The organism is Microtetraspora fusca, assembly GCF_001570365.1.
Classification (GTDB): Bacteria; Actinomycetota; Actinomycetes; order Streptosporangiales; family Streptosporangiaceae; genus Microtetraspora; species Microtetraspora fusca.
Map to the genome: position 1 here is coordinate 81,701 of NZ_BBYK01000059.1, position 20,386 is coordinate 102,086.

General features: G+C 70.6%; 22 protein-coding genes. 14 read left to right on the forward strand and 8 right to left on the reverse strand.

All coding sequences use genetic code 11. From position 1 onward, the window contains the following. Nucleotides 1-18: 18 nt before the first annotated feature. The gene (recO, locus tag AWQ68_RS27580; protein ID WP_084464458.1) at nt 19-858 is read right to left on the reverse strand and encodes a DNA repair protein RecO; all 840 of its coding nucleotides are present in this window, start codon (nt 856-858) and stop codon (nt 19-21) included. Between the two features lie 232 nt (nt 859-1,090). Here recO and AWQ68_RS45810 point away from each other — a divergent pair, with 232 nt between their 5' ends. Further along, complete coding sequence (locus AWQ68_RS45810; protein WP_066945342.1) at nt 1,091-2,680, forward strand: CDP-alcohol phosphatidyltransferase family protein; 1,590 nt, start codon at nt 1,091-1,093, stop codon at nt 2,678-2,680. Further along, a complete protein-coding gene (locus tag AWQ68_RS45815; protein ID WP_066945344.1) occupies nt 2,677-3,390 on the forward strand; it encodes a DUF5941 domain-containing protein in 714 nt (237 codons plus the stop codon). The genes AWQ68_RS45810 and AWQ68_RS45815 overlap by 4 nt, the downstream gene beginning before the upstream one ends. Before the next feature lie 71 nt (nt 3,391-3,461). Here the strand turns inward: AWQ68_RS45815 and AWQ68_RS27595 are convergent, their stop codons facing one another. Further along, on the reverse strand, nt 3,462-3,947 hold the full coding sequence (locus AWQ68_RS27595) for an ATP-binding protein (protein WP_084464459.1): 486 nt from the start codon (nt 3,945-3,947) through the stop codon (nt 3,462-3,464). A 286-nt stretch (nt 3,948-4,233) separates the two neighbouring features. On the opposite strand from AWQ68_RS27595, the gene AWQ68_RS27600 reads away from it, so the two are divergent. Further along, on the forward strand, nt 4,234-5,127 hold the full coding sequence (locus tag AWQ68_RS27600; protein WP_505781992.1) for a Sco1979 family transcriptional regulator: 894 nt from the start codon (nt 4,234-4,236) through the stop codon (nt 5,125-5,127). Nucleotides 5,128-5,157: 30 nt separating this feature from the next. On the opposite strand, the gene AWQ68_RS27605 is transcribed toward AWQ68_RS27600, so the two are convergent. Next, entirely contained in the window at nt 5,158-6,069 is a 912-nt protein-coding gene (locus AWQ68_RS27605; RefSeq protein WP_066945350.1) for a LysR substrate-binding domain-containing protein, read from the reverse strand. Nucleotides 6,070-6,387: 318 nt separating this feature from the next. Here AWQ68_RS27605 and AWQ68_RS27615 point away from each other — a divergent pair, with 318 nt between their 5' ends. The 3 genes from AWQ68_RS27615 to rocD all read left to right on the forward strand — a co-directional run bounded on the left by AWQ68_RS27615 (nt 6,388) and on the right by rocD (nt 9,049). Next, complete coding sequence (locus tag AWQ68_RS27615; RefSeq protein ID WP_066945356.1) at nt 6,388-6,828, forward strand: Lrp/AsnC family transcriptional regulator; 441 nt, start codon at nt 6,388-6,390, stop codon at nt 6,826-6,828. A 161-nt stretch (nt 6,829-6,989) separates the two neighbouring features. Beyond that, nucleotides 6,990-7,841 carry a dimethylargininase gene (gene ddaH, locus AWQ68_RS27620; protein WP_066945359.1) on the forward strand — a complete coding sequence of 284 codons (852 nt, stop codon included), beginning with the start codon at nt 6,990-6,992 and terminating at the stop codon, nt 7,839-7,841. Next, entirely contained in the window at nt 7,838-9,049 is a 1,212-nt protein-coding gene (gene rocD, locus AWQ68_RS27625; protein WP_066945362.1) for an ornithine--oxo-acid transaminase, read from the forward strand. Before ddaH ends, rocD begins: the two co-directional genes overlap by 4 nt. Here the strand turns inward: rocD and AWQ68_RS27630 are convergent. Further along, complete coding sequence (locus AWQ68_RS27630) at nt 9,036-10,616, reverse strand: alkaline phosphatase D family protein (protein WP_157545792.1); 1,581 nt, start codon at nt 10,614-10,616, stop codon at nt 9,036-9,038. The genes rocD and AWQ68_RS27630 overlap by 14 nt on opposite strands. A gap of 123 nt (nt 10,617-10,739) precedes the next feature. After that, entirely contained in the window at nt 10,740-11,246 is a 507-nt protein-coding gene (locus tag AWQ68_RS27635; RefSeq protein WP_245656135.1) for a MarR family winged helix-turn-helix transcriptional regulator, read from the reverse strand. A gap of 147 nt (nt 11,247-11,393) precedes the next feature. On the opposite strand from AWQ68_RS27635, the gene AWQ68_RS27640 reads away from it, so the two are divergent. The 3 genes from AWQ68_RS27640 (at nt 11,394) to AWQ68_RS27650 (ending at nt 15,075) form a co-directional block, all read left to right on the forward strand. After that, nucleotides 11,394-12,497, forward strand: a complete 1,104-nt coding sequence (locus tag AWQ68_RS27640; protein WP_157545794.1) for a substrate-binding domain-containing protein — start codon at nt 11,394-11,396, stop codon at nt 12,495-12,497. A gap of 143 nt (nt 12,498-12,640) precedes the next feature. After that, entirely contained in the window at nt 12,641-14,068 is a 1,428-nt protein-coding gene (locus tag AWQ68_RS27645; protein ID WP_066945368.1) for an APC family permease, read from the forward strand. Beyond that, nucleotides 14,065-15,075: an acetamidase/formamidase family protein gene (locus AWQ68_RS27650; RefSeq protein WP_066945371.1), complete on the forward strand. Its 1,011-nt coding sequence runs from the start codon at nt 14,065-14,067 to the stop codon at nt 15,073-15,075. Before AWQ68_RS27645 ends, AWQ68_RS27650 begins: the two co-directional genes overlap by 4 nt. 39 nt (nt 15,076-15,114) lie before the next feature. Here the strand turns inward: AWQ68_RS27650 and AWQ68_RS27655 are convergent, their stop codons facing one another. After that, a complete protein-coding gene (locus tag AWQ68_RS27655) occupies nt 15,115-16,032 on the reverse strand; it encodes a Gfo/Idh/MocA family protein (protein ID WP_066945374.1) in 918 nt (305 codons plus the stop codon). A gap of 66 nt (nt 16,033-16,098) precedes the next feature. Here AWQ68_RS27655 and AWQ68_RS27660 point away from each other — a divergent pair, with 66 nt between their 5' ends. Continuing rightward, complete coding sequence (locus AWQ68_RS27660; RefSeq protein ID WP_066945377.1) at nt 16,099-16,422, forward strand: PadR family transcriptional regulator; 324 nt, start codon at nt 16,099-16,101, stop codon at nt 16,420-16,422. 6 nt (nt 16,423-16,428) lie between these two features. Beyond that, nucleotides 16,429-16,584: a hypothetical protein gene (locus AWQ68_RS42805; RefSeq protein WP_157545796.1), complete on the forward strand. Its 156-nt coding sequence runs from the start codon at nt 16,429-16,431 to the stop codon at nt 16,582-16,584. Here AWQ68_RS42805 and AWQ68_RS27665 read toward each other — a convergent pair whose 3' ends face one another. Together AWQ68_RS27665 and AWQ68_RS27670 are read right to left on the reverse strand one after the other, a co-directional pair. Further along, the gene (locus AWQ68_RS27665) at nt 16,585-17,514 is read right to left on the reverse strand and encodes an NAD-dependent epimerase/dehydratase family protein (protein ID WP_066945380.1); all 930 of its coding nucleotides are present in this window, start codon (nt 17,512-17,514) and stop codon (nt 16,585-16,587) included. It abuts the gene before it with no gap. 42 nt (nt 17,515-17,556) lie between these two features. Continuing rightward, nucleotides 17,557-17,904 carry a YrdB family protein gene (locus AWQ68_RS27670; protein ID WP_066945383.1) on the reverse strand — a complete coding sequence of 116 codons (348 nt, stop codon included), beginning with the start codon at nt 17,902-17,904 and terminating at the stop codon, nt 17,557-17,559. Between the two features lie 111 nt (nt 17,905-18,015). Between AWQ68_RS27670 and AWQ68_RS27675 the strand changes: the two genes are divergently transcribed. From AWQ68_RS27675 to AWQ68_RS27685, 3 genes are read left to right on the forward strand one after another with little or no spacing between them, the layout of a single operon-like run. Continuing rightward, complete coding sequence (locus AWQ68_RS27675; protein WP_066945385.1) at nt 18,016-18,714, forward strand: TetR/AcrR family transcriptional regulator; 699 nt, start codon at nt 18,016-18,018, stop codon at nt 18,712-18,714. 41 nt (nt 18,715-18,755) lie between these two features. Continuing rightward, entirely contained in the window at nt 18,756-19,451 is a 696-nt protein-coding gene (locus AWQ68_RS27680) for a type IV toxin-antitoxin system AbiEi family antitoxin domain-containing protein (protein WP_084464461.1), read from the forward strand. Continuing rightward, nucleotides 19,405-20,313, forward strand: coding sequence for a nucleotidyl transferase AbiEii/AbiGii toxin family protein (locus AWQ68_RS27685; protein ID WP_066945391.1), 909 nt, complete (start codon nt 19,405-19,407; stop codon nt 20,311-20,313). The genes AWQ68_RS27680 and AWQ68_RS27685 overlap by 47 nt, the downstream gene beginning before the upstream one ends. The last annotated feature ends 73 nt before the right edge of the window (nt 20,314-20,386 follow it).

Consider the following 20,386-nt stretch of genomic DNA (forward strand, 5'->3'; position numbering starts at 1 on the left):
TTGGGTGTGACAGGGTCCTCAGGCGCGGAAAATGTGAGAGTTCGGTGTGGATTCCGCGCCGAATTCAGGCGGTGACGCCGCTCCGCGCTCCCCCGCCGACGGCCACCACTCACGGCCGGACTCCCGCACGGACTCGCGCTCGACGTGGCGCAGCGAGCGGATCCCGTGCTCCAGGTGCCACTGCAGGTAGGCGGCCACGAGGCCGCTGCACTCGCTGCGGTGCCGCGACTCGGACGCGTCCGCCATGGGCCAGTCGCCGCGCAGCAACGCGATCATCAGGGCGATGGTCTCCGCCGCGGGCACCGTCGCGGCCGGCGGCCGGCAGCTTCCGCACACGACGCCGCCCGCCGCGATCGCGAACGCGCGTACCGCCTCGGCGCCGCATCGGGCGCACTCCGACAGGGCGGGCGCGTACCCGGCCACCGCGAGGGAGCGCAGGAAGTAGGCGTCGAGCACCAGCCGGGCCTCGTGCTCGCCCTCGGCGAGGGTGCGCAGCCCTCCGACGAGCAGCAGGAACTGACGCAGGGCGGGTTCCTTCTCGCCCATGGTCAGCCGGTCGGCGGTCTCCAGCATGGCGGTCCCGGCGGTGTAGCGGGGATAGTCCGCTACCAGCGCCTCGCCGTACGGGCGGATGGTCTCGACCTGGGTGATCACGTCGAGGGAGCGGCCCTCGTGCAGCTGGAGGTCGACGTGGCTGAACGGCTCCAGCCGCGCGCCGAAGCGCGAGGTGGTCCGGCGCACGCCCTTGGCCACACCGCGCACCTTGCCGGTGCGTTTGGTGAGAACCGTAATGATGCGGTCGGCCTCGCCCAGCTTCTGGGTGCGCAGCACGACGCCCTCATCCCGGTACAGGCTCACCAGGCCATCGTATGACCTCCCGCTGACTCCCCCCTGAGATCACAAACGGTGAAATTTCGGTAATGATGCGGACTCGACGCTGACCGGACATCACCATCAACATGGACATTTCGGAACGGTCCCGGGAGGCTGGATGCACCGACTTGACCGAAAGGTCACTAAGCTTTGCCCCCTGGCGGAACTTCCCCGCGCCTCTTCTAAAAGGCCCTGCCCCCGTGTTTGAAAGGGTGCCATGACCCTCGTGGTCCTGCTGGGCTCATCGCCCGGCCCGATCGGTTCTCTGCCGCCGGGATCCGGCGGCCGGCCCGTCCTGCCGACGGACCTGAAGCTCACCTCACTCCCCGGCGCGCCCACGGCGTACGGCAGGCTGCTGGGGCAGGTGGCCTCGCTCGGCCCGCAGCCGGTCACGATCGCCCGCCCGGCCGACGCGTACGCGTACCGCGAGCAGGGCGGCCGGGTCGTCGAGAGCGCCGGCGTCGCCGAAGACCTGTGGGCCCTCGCCGACCTGGTCGAGCACACGACCGACAACATGCTGATCATGCCGGCCAACTCGTTCGTCCACGACGAGCTGATCTACCAGATCACCAAGGCGAAGCGCGCCGCGCTCGCGCTGATCGTGCGCGAGGAGCGGGACGAGAACGCGCCCGAGCCGCCCCCGATCGAGGAGGCCGAGCCCGAGATCGGGCGCGGCGTCCTGGAGGGCCTGCCGCAGCGCACCCGCGCCGGTCGCGGCCGCGTCACCTCGGTCGGCACGTCGTACCACGCCGTCACCCGGCCGAACGCGGCGCTGCTCGGGCCGATCCACCTGCACCAGCGGCACGCCGCGGTGCTCGCCGACGTCGCCCGCGAGCTGGCCGGCATGGCGCACCTGTTCGGCCCCGAGGACGACGTCACCGAGTTGCTCGTCCTCGGCCTGGTCCGGCGCGGCGTCTCGGTCGGCGTCCGCGGACGCCGCGACCTGTTCTACCGCCGCCTCCACACGCCGGAGGACACGGCCGAGGCCGAGCGGGACTTCGCCGGCTTCGACGAGGACCGGGCCCGCCTCGACAACGCGGTGAAGGGCGCCGACGGCTTCTTCACCACGTTCTTCGTCAGCACGTACTCCCGGTTCATCGCGCGCTGGGCGGCCCGCCGCGGCCTCACGCCGAACCAGATCACCCTGGTCTCGATCTTCTTCGGCCTGCTGTCGGCCGCGTCGTTCGCCACCGGCACGCGGGCGGGGTGGATCGCGGGCGGGGTGCTCATCTACTTCGCCTTCGTCTTCGACTGCGTGGACGGGCAGGTGGCCCGGTACGCCAGGAAGTTCGGCGTGCTCGGCGCCTGGCTGGACGCCACGTTCGACCGGTTCAAGGAGTACGCGGTCTTCGTCGGCCTTGCGGTCGGCGCCACCGTCTCCGGCCAGTTCGGCGACGGCGAGGGCGTGTGGACGCTCGCCTTGGCCGCGATCGCGCTCCAGTCGGTCAAGCACCTCCTGGACTTCTCGTTCGGTGCGGCCAACCGCCGCCGGGCGCCCGTCCCGCTGCCGACGCTCGAACTGCACGTCGCCAATGACCGCCCGCTGCGCGACGCCCTGGAGGAGCGCCGGGTCAGCCGCAGCACCGGCGTGCGCGGCCTGCTCAAGCTCTGGACCAAGGCCGGGAAGTTCCGTCCCGTCCACTGGGCCCGCAAGATGATCGTCTTCCCCATCGGCGAGCGCTTCGCCGCGATCGCGATCACGGCGGCCTTCTTCGACCCCCGCGTCACCTTCATCACGCTGCTGATCTGGGGCGGCGTCGCGGCCACCTACACCCTCACCGGACGCATCCTGAGGTCTATCGCATGATCACCCAGCCACAGGTCACCCCCACGCCCGACCCGGACGAGGAGCGGCGCCGCATCCAGACGGAGCGGCTGCTCGCCTACCGCGACGACGGCCCCCTGGTCGCCGCGCTCAAGGGCCGTCTCGGCCGCGGCCTGCCGCCCGTGCCCGCGGTGCTCGCCGCGCTGATCGCGATCATCGCGCTGGCCGTCACCGGCTCGCTCAAGGACGGCCCGATCCTGCTCGTCCCGGCGCTGGTGCTGGTCCTGCTGGTGGTGCCCAGCGCGCCGCGCGACCACCTCGGCCGGCTCGACTGGCTGACGCCGCCGCTGCTGCGCGGCGCCGAGTTCCTCACGATCATCCTGCTCGGCCTCGCGGCGGGCACGCCCAAGTGGCTGCTGTTCGTGCTGCTCTACGTCATCGGCTACCACACGTACGACACGGTCTACCGGACGCGGCAGAGCATCTGGCCGCCCACCTGGATCTTCCTGGCCGGGCTCGGCTGGGAGGTGCGTCTGCTCATCCTCGGCGTGGGCGCGGCCCTCGGGCAGCTCACCCTGGTCGCGGCGATCCTCACGGTCTACCTGTTCCTGCTGTTCTCCATCGAGAGCGTGGTGAGCTGGGTCGGCCTGGACAAGGCGACGGCGCAGGCCAACGCCGACCACGAGCAGGACCTGGAGCAGTCCCCCGAGGACGCCGCCGAGCAGGTCACCGGCGAGGCCGAGCACGCCTGACCGTTGCCCCTCCGTCTCCGGCCCCGTGCGATCGCGATCGCACGGGGCCGCGCGTTTTCCGGCCGAGGCGCTCAGGCGGGGTGGTCGAGCAGGGCCCAGACGATCTTTCCCCGGCCCCTGATCAGGATCCAGCCCCAGGTGATGCTGACCGCCTCGATCAGGTGGAGGCCGCGGCCGGACTCCGCGAACTCGTCGTCGTGCGGCCCCGGCAGCGGCTCCCGCTCGCTGGGGTCGCGTACCGCGCAGAGCATGTGCGGCCCGTGGGTGAGCAGCCGAAGCTGGATGTGCGCGTCCGGAACGGCGGACAGCGCGTGGCGCAGGGCGTTGGTGACCAGTTCCGAGACCACGAGCTGCGCGTCGTCGATGAGCCCGGCCAGGCCCCACCGCCCGAGCGTGTGGGCGGTGAAGTCACGGGCGGCGGAGGCGGAGGCGGTGTCCCCATGGAGCGCGCAGCTCGCGAACGGCGCGGATGATGTGTCGGCGCTGTCAGGACCGAACGCCGGCGTGGCCCACGAAGGTGCGGCGCCGGCTCTTCTGCCTGCCAGGTCTGCGGTCATCGGATCCCTACGCGAGTCGTTGTCACATGGGTGCGCTGCCGCCGTCTATCGTTCCCTGAGCCTTGTCGGAGCAAGCGCGCCCGCACTCGCGAATGCGGGAACTTAGCCATGTCCTGCGTTGATTTACCGTAACCGTGACGTTGTCCGTCCGGAACCGTCATCATCTCCTCGTCACTCTGACGAAATGAGACACTGTTCGACCATCGTCAGAAGCCGACTGCCATAGGAACCGTCAAAGCACAACGTTGTAGTAATCCGTCCGCGCAATGGAGTCCATGTGAAATCCCTGCAGGTCGCCCACGCCGATCCCCGATTAACGGGGCGCCCCCGAGGCGGGCCGACCGTGCTGCGCATGCTGCTCGGAGCCCAGCTTCGCCGGCTCCGCCGGGAGAGGAACATCACGCCGGAGGAAGCGGGCCACGCCATCCGGGCCTCGCACGCCAAGATCAGTCGCCTGGAGCTCGGCCGGGTCAGCTTCAAGGAGCGCGACGTCGCCGACCTGCTCACCCTGTACGGCCTGGCCGACCCGGACCAGCAGGCGACGCTGCTCGACCTCGCCCGGCAGGCCAACGCCCCCGGCTGGTGGCACAAGTTCACCGACATCCTCCCGCACTGGTTCGAGGTCTACGTGGGCCTGGAGGAGGCCGCCTCGGTCATCCGGACGTACGAGCTGCAGTTCGTGCCCGGTCTGCTGCAGAGCCCCGACTACGCCCGCGCGGTCATCCTGCTCGGGAACGCGGGCGCGCCCGAGGAGGAGATCTCCCGCCGCCTCGACCTGCGGATGCGCCGCCAGGAGCGGCTGACCGGCCCGGACGCGGTCCGGCTGTGGGCCGTGGTGGACGAGGCCGCGCTGCGCCGCCCGATCGGCGGCAACAAGGTCATGCGCCGCCAGATCGAGCATCTGATCGAGGCCACCGCCAACCCGAACGTGACGGTGCAGATCGTCCCCTTCAACCGGGGCGGGCACTCGGCGGCGGGCGGGCCGTTCACGATCCTGCGCTTCGAGGAGACCGAGCTGCCCGACGTCGTCTACCTCGAACAGCTCACCAGCGCGCTCTACCTGGACAAGCCCGAGGAGACCGACGCGTACCGGCAGGTGATGAACACGCTGTGCGTGGAGGCGCGGCCGGCGTCGGCCACGCGCGCCTGTCTGGAGGAGATCCTCTCCGACCTGGAGTGATCCGGTTCCTCGCGGTGGGAGCCCGGCCGGTCAGGAGACGTTGGCGAAGAACGCCTCGCAGGTCTCGGTGAACGCGGTGGCGCGGGCGGTCAGCCGCACACCGCGCATCGAGGCCAGGACGATGTCGAGGACCGGCACCTCCTCGCTGATCGGCCGGGAGACGACGTAGCCGCCGTCGTACGTCTGGTCCGTCGCGGCGCGCTGGTTGAGTATGGAGTAGCCGTGGCCTCCGGCGACCAGCGCCCGCACGGTCTCGTAGCTGGAGCTGCGGAACCGGACGCGCGGCTCGACCGGGTGCAGCGCGCGGAAGTAGTCCCGGCTGTGCGGCAGGTCGAGCAGGATCATCGGCTCGCTGGCCAGCTCGACGAGCGAGACCGCCTCCGCGTCGGCCATCGCGTGCCCGGACGGCAGCAGCACGTACGGCCGGACCCGGGTGAGGACGCGGACGTCGAGGTCGAGGGCGAGGTCGATGGCGTACAGCAGGGCGACCTCGCACCGGCCGTCCACGAGGGCGCGCTGGACGGCCGAGATCTCCCCTTCGGCGAGCGTCACCCGCACACCCGGGTGCCGGTCGGCGAACTGGCGCAGCAGCTTGGGCAGGTAGAACGGCGACAGCGTGGTGAAGCAGCCGACCGCGAGCTCGCCGCTCAGCGAGCCGGCCAGGCCGCGCGCCGACTCGGCGAGCGCCGCCGCGTGGGAGAGGAAGTCGCGGGCCTCGACGAGGAACCGCTCGCCCGCGCGGGTGAGCGAGAGACCCCTGGCGTGGTGCCGGATGAGGAGCTGGACGCCGAGCTCCCGTTCCACCTGCGCGATGGCCGCCGAGATGGCCGACTGCGCCACCATCAGCTCTCGGCTGGCCGCGGTCATGCTTCCCAGCTCGGCCGCTGTCACGAAGTAACGCAGCTGGACGAGCGTGAAATTGACGTCCGCCACGTCACCCATTGTGACCTCCTGACCGTAGGGCGCTCGCAGAAATCACTTCAAGGCTGCGTCGCGGTTCCGGCTGGATTTTTCGCGTTTCAGACGTTCTCGCTCTGGAAGGTCCGTCCGCCGACGGCCACGTTCACGATCCCCCCGGTGAACAGCCCACGAACGGCTTCGACAAGATATCGGAAAGGCGCGAGCCTGGACAGGAGGTCGAGCGCGTCCGAAGCCGCGGTATCGGCGGAACACGCCCACCCGGGACGGCTGCCATGCGCCGGCGGGGACTCCACGGCGCCGATCGCGGGTTCCCGTGCGGTTCGCGGTATACAGGTCCGCGTGAAGTTGGACGGATTGGATCGCGCCATCATCGGGGTCCTCATTGAGGACGCCCGAGCGACATATGCCGAAATCGGTACTCAGGTGGGCCTGTCCGCTCCGGCGGTCAAACGGCGGGTCGACCGGCTTCTCGCCAGCGGCGCGATCACCGGGTTCAGCGCGCGGGTCGAGCCGTCCGCCCTGGGCTGGACGACCGAGGCGTACGTCGAGCTCTTCTGCCGGGGGAAGACGTCCCCCGCCGAGATCGGCGTGGCGATCGCCCGGCACCCCGAGGTGGTATCCGCCTGCACGGTGACCGGTGAGGCCGACGCGCTGCTGCACATCCGGGCCACCGACGTACGGGACGTGGAGCGGGTGATCGAGCGCATCGCGGCGGAGCCGTTCGTGGTCCGCACCAAGAGCGCGATCGTGCTCTCCCGGCTGATCGACGAGAAGCTCTGAAACCTCGCCGCGCCGGGGCGCCCACGTGGTTAACGGATTGCCACAAAAACCGGGAATAACGCAACCGATCCACGGTATGGCGCAATGGCGCGGCATTGGCCGGTCATGTCCATGTTTCTAGGCTGAGGAGCAGTTCAATCGCCTTCTCCCTGGAGTTCCGCATGGCTCTTGCGACCCTGCCCGCCGCCACGAGCGGCGACCGGACGGGTACGGCGCGCCACTACCTCATGTGCCGCCCCGAGTTCTTCGCCGTGACGTACGCGATCAACCCCTGGATGGACCCTGACCAGGGCGCGGACACGGCTCGGGCCGTCCGGCAATGGGAGGAGCTGCGCGCGGCCTACGAGCGGCTGGGACACAAGGTGAGCCTCATCGACCCGGTGGACGGCCTCCCTGACATGGTCTTCGCCGCGAACGGCGCCCTCGTGGTGGACGGCCGGGTCTACGGTGCCAAGTTCACCCACGCGGAGCGCGCCGCCGAGGGGCCGGCCTACCTGCGCTGGTTCGCCGACCGGGGCTTCGAGACGATGGCGCCGACGCACACCAACGAGGGGGAGGGCGACTTCCTCACGCTCGACGACGTGGTGCTCGCCGGCACCGGCTTCCGCACCGACGTGGCGGCGCACGTGGAGGCGCAGGAGTTCGTCGGCCGCCCGGTCGTCACCCTGCGGCTGATCGACCCGCGCTTCTACCACCTGGACACCGCCCTGTTCCCGTTGGACGGGCACAACGTCGCCTACTACCCGGGGGCGTTCTCCGAGGGCAGCCGCAACGTGCTGCGGCGGATGTTCCCGGACGCGGTCATCGCCACCGAGGAGGACGCCGCCGTCCTCGGGCTCAACGCGGTCAGCGACGGCGCCAACGTCGTCATCAACGCCGAGGCGACCGGCCTCTCCCGCGAGCTGGAGCGGCTCGGCTACAACGTCGTCCCTGTCGAGCTGTCCGAGCTGCGCAAGGCGGGCGGCGGGCCCAAGTGCTGCACCCTGGAGATCCGGGAGGTCACGGGAGCATGAACGCCGCCGACCTCATCGCGCTGAGCGAGCGCCGGAGCGCGCACAACTACCACCCCCTGCCGGTGGTCATCCAGTCCGCCGAGGGTGCCTGGGTGACCGACGTCGAGGGCCGCCGCTACCTCGACTGCCTGGCGGGCTACTCCTCGCTCAACTTCGGGCACGGCAACCCGGTGATCCTCGCGGCCGCCCGCGAGCAGCTCGACCGGCTGACGCTGACCAGCCGGGCGTTCTTCCACGACCGGTTCGCGGAGTTCGCGGCCGGCCTCGCCGACCTGTGCGGCAAGGACATGATCCTGCCGATGAACACCGGCGCCGAGGCGGTCGAGACGGCCATCAAGGTGGCCCGCAAGTGGGGATACGAGGTCAAGGGCGTCCCCGCCGAGCAGGCGAACATCATCGTGATGGAGGACAACTTCCACGGTCGCACCACCACGATCGTGAGCTTCTCCACCGATCCGGACGCGCACGACGGCTTCGGACCGTACACACCGGGGTTCCGGGTCGTGAAGTACGGCTCGGCCGAGGCGATCGGCGAGGCGATCGACGAGAACACGGTCGCCGTGCTGCTCGAACCGATCCAGGGCGAGGCGGGCGTGCTCGTGCCGCCGGACGGCTACCTGCGCGCGGTGCGCGACCTGTGCTCGGAGCGGGGCGTCCTGTTCATCGCGGACGAGATCCAGTCCGGGCTCGGCCGCACCGGCCACACCTTCGCCTGCGACCACGAGGGCGTCGTCCCCGACATCTACATCCTGGGCAAGGCCCTCGGCGGCGGCGTCGTGCCGGTCTCGGCCGTGGCGGCGAACGCCGACGTCCTCGGCGTCATCCGGCCCGGCCAGCACGGCTCGACCTTCGGCGGCAACCCGCTCGCCTGCGCGGTCGGCGCCGCGGTCATCGGGCTGCTGGGCACCGGCGAGTACCAGGCCAGGGCGCGTGAGCTGGGCGAGCACCTCCACGGCCGGCTGCGCGAGCTGGTCGGCGCGGGCGTCGTCGCCGTACGCGGGCGCGGCCTGTGGGCGGGCGTGGACATCGACCCGTCGCTCGGGACCGGCCGCCAGGTGAGCGAGGCCCTGCTGCGCCGCGGCGTGCTGGTCAAGGACACGCACGGCTCGACGATCCGCCTCGCCCCGCCGATCGTGGTCTCCCGCGAGGACCTGGACTGGGCGGTCGATCAGCTCGCCGAGGCCCTGCGGGAGCTCAGGACAGCCTGACCGAGCCCAGCTCGGCGTCGTGGGTCCGCCAGGTCACGGTGGCGGCGTCCTGGGCGAGGTCCACGGTCGCCAGCGCGTTGTCGAACCAGGGCCCGGCCCTCAGCCGCCACCGGATCGGCGGCGGAGGCAGCCGGGCCGTCAGCGCCGCCAGGCGTCCGAGCGGGCCCGCCGCGGCGACGGCCGCCACGATGTTGGCCGTCCGGAGCGCCCGGCTCAGCGGGTTGCGGATCGGCGAGCAGACGATCTGGTGGATCCGGGAGCCTCCCCCGCCACGCGGCGGCCGTACGGAGGCGAGGTAGGAGTAGTGGACGTCGCCGGACAAGAGCAGCACCGTGGCCGGCGGACGTCCCCTGCCGCCCGCGGCGACGTCGGTCAGCAGCCGGGCCAGGTGCTCGAACGACCGGCGGAACGCCGCCCAGTGCTCCAGGTCGAGGAACCGGCGCAGGCGCTCGCCCCACCGTGCGGCCCGGCGCCCCCACAGGCCGTCGCAGACCGCCTCGTTCCAGCTCTCCACGTGGTGGATGGCCGGGGGCAGGAGCACCGGCAGTGAGGAGCCGACGATCAGGTGGTCGACGTCGCCCGCGGCCGACTCCTCCAGCCACGCCCGTCCGGCGTCGTCGAGCATCCGGCGGGCGCCCGGGGTGAGGACCCGGCCGCACCTGCTGTCCAGCATGATCACCCGGGTGGGCCCGATGTCGCGGCGGTAGCTCCAGCGGGCCGATCCCGGGTCGGCGTCGGCCCGCTCCGCGAACGCGTCGAGCGCCGCGCCGCCGTCGCCCGCCCTGAGCGCGGCGAGCACGGGGTCGCCCGCGCGCTCCTCGGCCGTGAGGTTGCCGAGGTGCTGGTAGACGTAGTAGGCGCCCAGGCCGGACACGATGCGCCGCCGCCACCACGGCACCTCGGCCATGCTCTCGCGCCACGCCGCCGAGGTGTTCCAGTCGTCCCTGATGTCGTGATCGTCGAACATCATCAGGGTCGGCACCGCCGCCATCAGCCACCGCACGGCCGGGTCCGACCAGGCCCGGCGGTAGAGCTCGGCGTACTCGTCGAAGTCCACGACCTCCTCGGGCCCCTCACCGCGTCGCCCGGCGATGAACTCCTTCATCTCCGGGGACGGCTCGTCGGCGTACACCTGGTCGCCGAGCATGATCAGCAGGTCCGGCGCCTCCCCCGACTCCATCAGCCCCGTGCCGTACGCGCGCAGGACGTCCACGCCGTGCGTCCGCGCGTACGGCCCGTCGTGCGGCACGCCGGTCCGGCAGGTGCCGAAGACCAGGCGGCGCAGCCGGGTGAGCGGCCGGATCGCGGTGGCCGGCAGGTCCGGGACCGGCCACACGACCGCGCCGTCCAGCTCCACCGTGTACGGCACGCCTCCGGGCGGCGGGTCCGGCGGGAGGGCGACGTCGACGACCGCGTAATGGTGCCCGTGGACGGTGAAGGTGCGCTCCTCCGACCGCGCCTCGCCCGCCAGCACCGTGACCGCGCACGGCTCGCTCGTCTCCACCCAGATCGTCGCGCTCGCCGCGTCGACGTGGCGGAGCATGGGGCCGATCACCAGATGTGCCACGCCTACAGATCTACTGCGGCGCCGCGCCACGCGCGAGAGCCACGGGGGCCGCCGGGGCTTCGTTTCCGGCCCCTCCAACGACCCGGCGGTCGTCTCCCGCCGAAACGGGTGATGCGGCGGTCGTCAGGCTTTCAGCAATCGCACCAGGTCGTCCAGTTCGTGCATGAGCCGCGCGGTGCGCTCCGCGCCGTACACCGTGAGGATCGCCCGGCGGTGCTCGCCGATGCCCTCCTCCAGGCGGCCAAGGAGGTCGCGCCCGCGGTCGGCCAGGTAGACCGCCACCTTGCGGCGGTCGAGGGGGTCGTGCCCGCGATAGACGAGGGCGCGCTCAACGAGCCGGTCGACCGCCTTCGTGAGGGTGGGGTGCGGCATCAGCGCGGCCTCGGCGAGGCCGCCCATCGAGTGGCCGCGCCCGTCCGCGAGCGCCTGGAGGATGCGCCACTGCTCGACGCTGACCTCCTCGGCCGCGAGCGCCGCCGACAGCTCGCGGTTGACCGCGCGTTCGGCCCGGCTCAGCAGGTACGCGAGCGAGGACGCGAGGCCCGACGGCGCGACCGCCTCGACCGGCCCTTCCGGCCCTTGGATCGGCTGGTCAACCCGGCTCTCGCCGGTGGATCCCGCCGCCGTCACGCGGCCCCCGACCCGTCCGCGACGTGGCGCGGCACCGTCATCATGACCACTGCGGGCCCCTTTCCTGTTTTCGGCGGTACTTTGCAGTGATTTTCCAGGCCTTCTGATGGTTCCCTTCACGGGGGCGGATGGACGATACTCTCCCCCGTGATCGATCCAGCCGCGGTGGTCATCGATCCCCTGGAAGCGCACCTGCTCAGGGCCGACACGCTGCGCGTATGCCTCGTTGTGCCCGTCTCCGGCGTGCTGGGCCTCGTCGGGCCGGGCGCGATCAACTGCGCGGCGCTGGCCGCCTCGGAGGTGAACGCCGCGGGCGGGCTGCTCGGCAGGCCGATCGAACTGGTCCTGGTGGACGGCGGCCGCGCCCCGGCCGAGGTCGGCGCGGAGGTCGCCGAGCTGGTGCGGGCCGGAGCCGCACAGGCGGTCGTCGGCACCCACGCCAGCGACGTCCGCGTCGGGATCGAGCACGCCCTGCGCGGCGCGGCGCCGTTCGTCTACACGCCCCCGTACGAGGGCGGCCCACGCTCCCCGGGCGTCTACTTCCTCGGCGAGCAGGCGTCCTCCCAGGTCGCCCCGGGGATCGACTGGCTGGTCGACCACCGGCGGGCACGGCGCTGGTTCCTGCTCGGCAACGACTACATCTGGCCGTACCTGGTCCACGCGTCCGCGCGGGCGCACCTGACGTCCCGCTCCGCGCGCGTCGTCGGGGAGCGGTTCCTCCCCGCCGGCACGCGCGACATGGTACGGGTGATCGAGGAGCTGGCCGCCGTACGGCCGGACGCGGTGCTGCTCAACCTCATCGGGAGCGACCTGATCGAGTTCAACCGGGCGTTCGCGGCGAGCGGGCTGGGCTGCGCCCGCCTGTGCGGCGCGCTGGAGGAGCACGGCCTGCTGGCGATCGGAGGCGACTTCAGCGGCGAGCTGTACACCGCGATGGGGTACTTCGGCGGCATCGCCACCGACGACAACCTCGGGCTGCACGAGCGCTACACGCGGCGGTTCGGGCCGGACGCGCCGCTGCTCAACGGACATGGGCACGGGTGTTACGAAGGCGTGCTCATGCTCGCCGCCCTCGCCGCCCGCGCGGGCTCGCTCGCGGTGCCCGCGGTCGAGGCGATCGCCGACGGGACCACCGTCATCACCGGCCGAGGCCCGCTCACGCTCCGGGACCGGCAGGTGTCGCAGCGCGTGTACGTGGGACGCGCCGACGGCCTGGACTTCGATCTCGTGACCTCCTCACCCGGGCTGTGACGCCGCCTGTGGCGAGACGCCGCATGACGCCCATCTGACCACCGTCGTCATGGTGCCGCCACAAAGATTTACAAACGAAATCTTTTCCTTTTCAAGGAATAGTCCTATCGTACGCTCTGCCCCCCCGCGTGCGAAGGAGTCTCATGTCTTCCCCCTCCACCACGCCCTCCTCGTCGGCGTCGCCGCAAAGTGCGGCGACCGGCGTGGAGCGGTTCGGATATCAGCAGGAGTTGCAGCGCTCGCTGAGCTTCACCGACCTGCTCATCTACGGCCTGATCTTCATGGTGCCGATCGCGCCGTTCGGCATCTTCGGATCCGTTTTCGAAGGCTCGGGCGGCATGGTCGCGCTGGCCTACATCATCGGCATGGTGGCGATGGCCTTCACCGCCCTGTCGTACGCCCAGATGTCCAAGGCGTTCCCGATGGCCGGCTCGGTCTACACCTACGCGGGCCGCGGGATCGGCGCCCCGGTCGGCTTCCTCGCCGGCTGGGTGATCCTGCTCGACTACATCCTCGTGCCCGCGCTGCTCTATCTCGTGGCGAGCGCGGCCATGGCGTCGTTCGTGCCCGTGATTCCCGTCTGGGCCTGGTTGATCATGTTCATCGTCCTCAACACGGCGGTGAACTACTTCGGCATCCAGATGACCGCGCGGATGAACAAGATCATGCTGGTCGCCGAGCTGATCGTGCTGGCGATCTTCCTGGTCGTCGGCGTCGTCGCCCTCGCCCAGGGCAAGGGTCACGGCGACGCGTTCAGCCCGATCTTCGACTCCTCGACGTTCTCCGGGCCGCTCGTGTTCGGCGCCGTCTCGGTCGCGGTGCTGTCCTTCCTCGGCTTCGACGGCATCTCGATGCTCGCCGAGGAGAGCCGGGAGGACGCCCGCAAGCTCGGCCGTGCCATGGTCGGCGCGCTCATGCTGGCCGGTCTGCTGTTCATCACGCAGACCTGGGTCGCCGCGCTGCTCGCGCCGAACCGTGCGGAGCTGCTGGACAAGGGCGGATCCATGGACAGCGCGTTCTACGACGTCGCCGAGTACGCCGGAGGCCACTGGCTGAGCGTGCTGACCGCCGTCGCCACCGCGATCGCCTGGGGCTTCGCCAACTCGCTGGTCGCCCAGGCCGCCACCTCGCGCCTGCTGTTCGCCATGGCCCGCGACCGGCTGCTGCCCCGGTTCCTGGGCAAGATCCACCCGAAGCACAAGGTGCCGATCAACGCCACGTTCCTGACCGCCGTCATCTCGCTGGTCCTCGGCCTCATCCTCGTCAACAGCGAGGACGGGATCGGGCAGCTCAGCTCGCTCATCAACTTCGGCGCGATGACCGCCTTCCTCGCGCTCCACGTCTCCGTCGTCGTCCACTACGTCGTACGGAAGCGCAGCCGGGACTGGTGGCGGCACCTGATCGCCCCCGCGATCGGCTTCCTGATCCTGCTGTACGTCGTCATCAACGCCAAGGTCGCCGCCCAGGCGGTCGGCCTGACCTGGCTGGCGATCGGTGTGTTGATCCTGATCACCTTCATCCTCATGGGCCGTCGCCCCACCCTTCCCGACGAGACGGAGGTCTCCGAGTGAACGTCGTCTCCTTCCGGCCCACGGCCGAGGACCTGGCCTACACCTTCGGCGGGCGGCCCGCCGTGGCCCGGATCGCCCCCGGCACGGTCCTCGAACTCTTCACGGAGGACTGCTTTGGCGGGCGGGTGCGCGGCCCCGAGGACCTGCCGTCGAAGGTGTGCGAGTTCCCCTTCCTCAACCCGGTCACCGGTCCCTTCCACGTGGAGGGGGCCGAGCCGGGCGACACGCTCGCCCTGCACTTCGTCTCCATCGAGCCCGCCCGCGACTGGGCCGTCTCCACGACGTTCCCCCACTTCGGGGCGCTCACCGGCACCCACACCACCGCGATGCTCCAGCCTCCCCTCGACGAGGTCGTCTGGATGTACGACGTGGACGTGGAGAAGCGGACCGTCCGCTACCAGGCGCGGAACAGCGACTTCAGCGTGGAGATGCCGCTCGACCCGATGCACGGCACCGTGGGCGTCGCCCCGGCCGCCTCCGAGGCGCGGATGACGATCACCCCGGACGCCCACGGCGGCAACATGGACACCCCCGAGCTGCGGGCCGGCGTCACCGTCTACCTCGGCGTGAACGTGGAGGGCGCCCTGTTCTCGATCGGGGACGGCCACTGCCGCCAGGGCCACGGCGAGGTCTGCGGCACCGCGGTCGAGGCCGCGATGAACACGGTCGTCGCCGTCGAGCTGGTCAAGGGCGTCGGCACCCCGTGGCCGCGCCTGGAGGACGACGACCACCTGATGTCCACCGGCTCGGCCCGTCCGCTGGAGGACGCCTACCGCATCAGCCAGCACGACCTGGTCACCTGGTCGGCCGCGCTCACCGGGCTGGACGAGCTCGACGCGTACCAGCTCGTCAGCCAGGGCGGCGAGGCGCCGGTGGGCAATGTGTGCGACACGAACTACACGATGGTCGCCAAGCTGCCCAAGGCCTACCTCGGCCGCCCCGAGGTGTACGAGTCGGCCCACGCGCGCCTGCGCGCACTCGGCGCGGAGTACCTCTCCTCCCGCTGACCTTCCGCGGCCTGATCCCGTCTCCTTCCGGGGACGGGATCAGCTCGTCTTCGGCACCAGGTCCGCGTCGGCGAGCGCGGTGGACACGACCTCCTCGCACATCGCGTGGGTGATGAGCGCGTCGTCGGCGCGGAGCACGTCGCCCGCGCGGACCGCGTCCAGGAACGCGTGGCAGATCTGCTCGATGCCGCGCTGCCGCGCGACCGGCGTCCACGGCGGCCTCCGGGACAGGATCTCGCCGCCGTCGTGGTCGACCACGTCGCCGAGATCGAGCACCCGCCGCTTGCGCCCGCCGCCCATGACCTCGCAGGTCTCCTCGGTCGCGCCGCCGACCCGGTTCATGACGCCGATGGCGGTGAAGCCGTCGCCGCCCAGCTCCAGCACCACGTGTTCGAGCAGCCCGGACCGCACGCGGGTCCGCACCCGGACATCGGTGACCTCACCCGGCACGAGGAACCGCAGCGTGTCGACCACGTGGATGAAGTCGTCGAAGACCACCGTGCGCGGTGCCGCCGCCGCTCCCACCCGGTTCTTCTCCAGAATCACCAGGTCGCGAGGCAGGTCGCGCAGCGCCACGTAGCCGGGGGCGTACCTGCGGTTGAACCCCACCATCAGCGACCTGTCCCGCTTCCGGGCCAGCCGTACCAGCCGCTCGGAGTCCGCCGGCTCGTCGCTGAGCGGCTTGTCCACGTAGACGTGCACGTCCGCCTCCAGCAGCGCCTCGACGATCGGCACGTGCGCGCTCGTCGCGGCGTGGACGAAGGCCGCCTCGACACCCGCCGCGAGCAACTCCTCCACGCCGGTGAAGAGCCGGTCGATCCGGTACGCGGCTCCGAGCTCGGCCAGCGTGTCCTCGTCGCGCGTGCACAGGTGGGGCACGATCCCCGGCGTGGCCGCGAGTACCGGCAGGTAGGCCTTCCGGGCGATGTCCCCGAGCCCGATGATCCCGATTTTCATGTGCGGGAGCCTATCGCCGTTGCTAATTTCCACTTAGTAAGTGAAACTGAATAGAGGAGGTGCCCCATGGCCCGTCGCCAACCCGATCTGGGACGTTTCACCGACGTCGCCCTGCTGGTGCTCGTGAGCCTGGCCGAGGGTGACAAGCACGGCTATCGCATGATCCAGGACATCGAGGAGTTCTCGGGCACAGCGCTCGAACCCGGCACCCTGTACGGCGCGCTCATGCGGCTGGAGGAGCGCGGGTGGATCGAGCCGCTGCCGGTGGTCGAGCGGCGCCGGCCGTACCGGATCACTCCGGGGGGCCGCGAGGCCCTGGGCGAGCAGCTCGCCACGCTGCGCCGCATCGAGGAGACCGGCAGCAAGCGGATCCGGCCGTTATGGGGATGAACTGAGATGCGATCGCTTGGCGGGTCGCCCTGTCGAAGCAGGCGGGCCCGGCCCCGGCCCCGGGTGAGCGCCCTGGTCAGCCTGGCGGTGTGCGTCGCGGTCGCGCGGATCGCGCTGTCCGCTCCCCGGACGCCGGGGCTCCCCCAGCCCGCGGCCGCCTGATCAGCGGGCTCGCCACGAGGCGATGGTCTCCTTCAGCGCCTCGTCCATCGGGGTGGCGGTGACACCGAAGGTCGCGGTGAAGGCGGAGGAGTCCACGATGAAGGGCCGATCGAACTGGTAACGCGTCTCCCTCAACTCGCGGAGGAGCGGCGAGACGACACCCCCGGCCGTGAGCGCCCAGCCCGGCAGGCGGCCGAGCCTGGGAGCCGGCGCCTCGGCCAGATCGCACAGCCGCTCCGCCATGGCCCGGATGCTCTGCGCCGGGCTCGTGGGGATGTGCCAGGCACGGCCCCAGGCGCGTTCGTCGGTCGCCACCGTGGCGAGAGCCGTCGCCACGTCGGGAAGGTAGGTCCAGCTGTGCGGGATGTCCGGGTCGCTCAGGACCAACGCGCGCCGTCCCGCGAGCAGCGGTCCGACGAAGCGTCCGCCGAGGAACGACTGCTCCGACGCGCCCGGACCGAAATAGTCCGAGCCGCGTACCTCGGTGATCCGCACCCGCCCGGCCTGGTGCGCGGCGAGCGCCTGCTTCCACATCTCGGCGCGCACCCGCCCCTTGGTTCCCGTGGCCGCCAGCGGCGTGTCCTCGGTCATCGGCCCGTCCACGGGGCCGTAGCCGTACAGGTTGCTCAGGGTGACCAGGACCGCTCCCGTCGCCTCCGCCGCGCGCAGCAGCGAGTCCGCGATCGGCGGCCAGTCCTGGGCCCACCGGTGGTACTTCGGGTTCGCGCAGTTGTAGAGCGCGTCGGCCCCTTCCGTCACCCGGCGCATCTCGGCCGCGTCCTGGGCCGGGGCGGCGACTCGTGTGACCCCGGCCCGGTCGGGGCCCGAGCCCGAACGGGTGACCACGACCACGTCGTCGCCGGCCTCCGCGAGCGTCTCGGCGACCCTTCCTCCGACCTGACCGGCTCCGACGACGACGTGCTTGCCCATGATCCGTCTCCTGTCTCTGTTCGTTCGTACGGGCGGTGGTCCTCAGACCTGGTCCCAGACCAGGCGCAGGACGCCGTTGACCACATAGAGGATGGCGAAGACCGTGCCGCCCGTCACGAGCCCGGACGCGACGAGGGCGGCCGCGCCGCCGCCGAACCAGGCGATCTCGAACGCCGCCCTGGCCAGGCCGTGCAGCTTGAACCTCGCGCCGTTGGCCGCCGCGAAGAGCCCCCAGAGGGTGGCGAACACCACGGGTGCGCCGAGCCCGGCGAGGATCCGGACCGCGAGAGGAGCGGCGAGGGTGAACCCCCAGTACCCCACCGAGACCAGGACGCCGAGTTCGAGGAAGAACATCAGGGCGGGGTTGGCTCCCTTGGTCACGGTAAGCATGGACACTCCTTCGATTCATCGCTCTCGTTCGAGAGCAATGCTCTCTAGAGAGAGCGCTGATGTCAAGAGCAGTGCTCTCGAATACTGCCGCCGCTCTGATAGCCTCCGGACATGAGCGCGAGCCGCACCGCACGGGAACGAGTCAGAGCCGAGCTGATCAGGGAGATCACCGACATCGCCCGTCGACATCTCGCCGTCGACGGAGCGGCGGGGCTGTCGCTCCGGGCCGTGGCACGGGAGATGGGGATGGTCTCCTCCGCGATCTACCGCTACTTCCCCAGCCGCGACGACCTGCTCACCGCACTGATCATCGACGGCTACAACGCACTCGGGGAGGCGGTGGAGAACGCCGAGGCCGCCTGCGCCCGCGAGGACCTCACTGGCCGCTGGCTGGCGGTTTGCCGTGCCGTACGCGAGTGGGGGCTCGCCCATCCACATGAGTACGCCCTGCTCTACGGCTCTCCGGTGCCGGGCTACCGCGCCCCCGAGGACACCATCGCCCCGGCGGCACGGGACATCCTGGTGTTCGGGAAGATCATCGCCGACGCAATCGCGACCGGGCGCCTCAACCCACCCGCCATCCTCCCCGAGCCGCCTGAGATCATCTCCCCGGACGCCGAGGCCGTCAGGGGGCTCATTCCCGGGGCGTCCGATGACGTGATCACCCGGTCCGTCGCCGCCTGGACGAATCTGTACGGCATGGTGAACTTCGAGCTGTTCGGCCAGTTCAACAACACGATCGAGCACCGCGCGGAGTTCTTCGACCATGTCATGACCGGCCTCGCCCGCATGCTCGGCCTTCCCGAGTGACACCTCTGGCACGACTCTTTCGTATGTGAAAGTGTCGTGCCATGACAAGAAGTTACGCAATCGCCACCCTCGGTGCGATAGCCGAGGCACAATGGGGTCTCGTCACAGCAAGACAGGCAACGCGCAACGGTGTCTCCGCAGTGGAGCTGACGCGCCTGACGGACGACGGGGTTCTTGATCGTGTCGCATTCGGCGTCTACCGCCTGCCCGGCTCGCCTTCCGGCCCGCTCACCGAGCTTCGCGCGGCATGGCTCCAGCTCGACCCCGATACCGAAGCGGAAGCCCGTGGCATCGACTCGGGCGTCGTCTCGCACGGCAGCGCCTCGCTCGTCCTCGCTGTGGGGGACTTCACCGGCGATGTCCACGAGTTCACGTGTCCCAGGCGCAAGCGGTCCCGCCGCACCGACGTTAAGATCCACACCTCGCCCGTCCGGCTCGACGACATCGTGTGGCGTGACCAGCTTCCGGTCACCGCACCGGCACGACTGGTCGGCGATCTGCTCGCGGATCGTCACGACGGTCAGCACATCTCCCATGTCGTGACGGACATCCTCGATCAGAGACTCGCCACGAGGAAGGAACTGGTACACGCGGCGGCTCCGCATGCCGCCGCCTACGGCGTGACACCCGCCGGGGAGTTTCTCGACCACCTGATATCTCTCACCCGTCCTCCCACCCCCCGGAAGGCTCATGGAAACCCGCAGCGATCTGCCATACGCCTCCCCCCGTGCGCTTGACGCCGCGCTCACCGCCCGGTTCAAGAAGCTTTCGGCCGCACGCCCCCACTCCATCTCCCAGATACGCCGGCAGTTCGCCTACGATCGCGCGCTCGCTCGGTGCTTCACCGGACCAAACGGTGATCGGTGGGTGCTCAAGGGCGGAATATCCCTGCTCGCCCTACTCAGAGATGCTCGGCATTCCGCCGACCTGGATCTCGCCGCCGACGCGAGGGACACCGCGCAGGCGACGCAACTGCTTGGGGAGTCACTTCAGCAGGATCTCGGCGACCACTTCTCGTTCCAGCTCGGGCACGGCCTCAAACTGATCGAGGGCATCGAGGGAGTGCGCGTCCCCGTGGTGGCGTTCCTCGGCCCTCGCCCATACGAGCGCTTCCACCTGGACGTGGTGATCGGGGCGACCGTCACCGGCAGTCTGGAGGAGGCCGACCCACTGGTGCCGGTTGGAATTCCCGGACTGCGCCAGCCGAAGTACCAGCTCTATCCGCTGTGCGACACGCTGGCGGACAAGGTGTGCGCCATCATGGAGCGGCACGGCGACCGGCCGAGCACGCGTTTCCGCGACCTCGCCGACATCGTCCTCATCGCCAGGAGCCGTTCCATCGAAGCGGCCAAACTGAGTGCCGCGCTGACCTCTGAACGCCTGCTGCGGAAGAGCGGCCGGCATACGTCGCTCGACGTCCCGGATCAGATCATGTGGCGCGCCGGCTATGCCAAGGTCTCAGGAAACGCACCCGGACTTTACGGCTATCGGGATCTGGAAGCCGCTCTCTCACTCGCGCGGGCCCTCGTCGATCCGGTGCTCGACGGCTCGATGCGCACCGGCCGGTGGAACCCGACAGCACTCCGCTGGGAGCCCTAGCATTCACCCCCGGATACGGGCAGCACAGACCGTGCTCTCGGCGCGACCGCCGACGAAATCAGTACGCAAAGGA

Bases quoted from the DNA above. Each gene is read 5' to 3' on its own strand.
- AWQ68_RS45810 (WP_066945342.1), top strand. From the start codon at position 1,091: ATGACCCTCGTGGTCCTGCTGGGCTCATCGCCCGGCCCGATCGGTTCT.
- AWQ68_RS45815 (WP_066945344.1), top strand. From the start codon at position 2,677: ATGATCACCCAGCCACAGGTCACCCCCACGCCCGACCCGGACGAGGAG.
- AWQ68_RS27595 (WP_084464459.1), bottom strand. From the start codon at position 3,947: ATGACCGCAGACCTGGCAGGCAGAAGAGCCGGCGCCGCACCTTCGTGG.
- AWQ68_RS27605 (WP_066945350.1), bottom strand. From the start codon at position 6,069: ATGGGTGACGTGGCGGACGTCAATTTCACGCTCGTCCAGCTGCGTTAC.
- ddaH (WP_066945359.1), top strand. From the start codon at position 6,990: ATGGCTCTTGCGACCCTGCCCGCCGCCACGAGCGGCGACCGGACGGGT.
- rocD (WP_066945362.1), top strand. From the start codon at position 7,838: ATGAACGCCGCCGACCTCATCGCGCTGAGCGAGCGCCGGAGCGCGCAC.
- AWQ68_RS27645 (WP_066945368.1), top strand. From the start codon at position 12,641: ATGTCTTCCCCCTCCACCACGCCCTCCTCGTCGGCGTCGCCGCAAAGT.
- AWQ68_RS27655 (WP_066945374.1), bottom strand. From the start codon at position 16,032: ATGAAAATCGGGATCATCGGGCTCGGGGACATCGCCCGGAAGGCCTAC.
- AWQ68_RS27660 (WP_066945377.1), top strand. From the start codon at position 16,099: ATGGCCCGTCGCCAACCCGATCTGGGACGTTTCACCGACGTCGCCCTG.
- AWQ68_RS42805 (WP_157545796.1), top strand. From the start codon at position 16,429: ATGCGATCGCTTGGCGGGTCGCCCTGTCGAAGCAGGCGGGCCCGGCCC.
- AWQ68_RS27665 (WP_066945380.1), bottom strand. From the start codon at position 17,514: ATGGGCAAGCACGTCGTCGTCGGAGCCGGTCAGGTCGGAGGAAGGGTC.
- AWQ68_RS27670 (WP_066945383.1), bottom strand. From the start codon at position 17,904: ATGCTTACCGTGACCAAGGGAGCCAACCCCGCCCTGATGTTCTTCCTC.
- AWQ68_RS27675 (WP_066945385.1), top strand. From the start codon at position 18,016: ATGAGCGCGAGCCGCACCGCACGGGAACGAGTCAGAGCCGAGCTGATC.
- AWQ68_RS27680 (WP_084464461.1), top strand. From the start codon at position 18,756: ATGACAAGAAGTTACGCAATCGCCACCCTCGGTGCGATAGCCGAGGCA.
- AWQ68_RS27685 (WP_066945391.1), top strand. From the start codon at position 19,405: ATGGAAACCCGCAGCGATCTGCCATACGCCTCCCCCCGTGCGCTTGAC.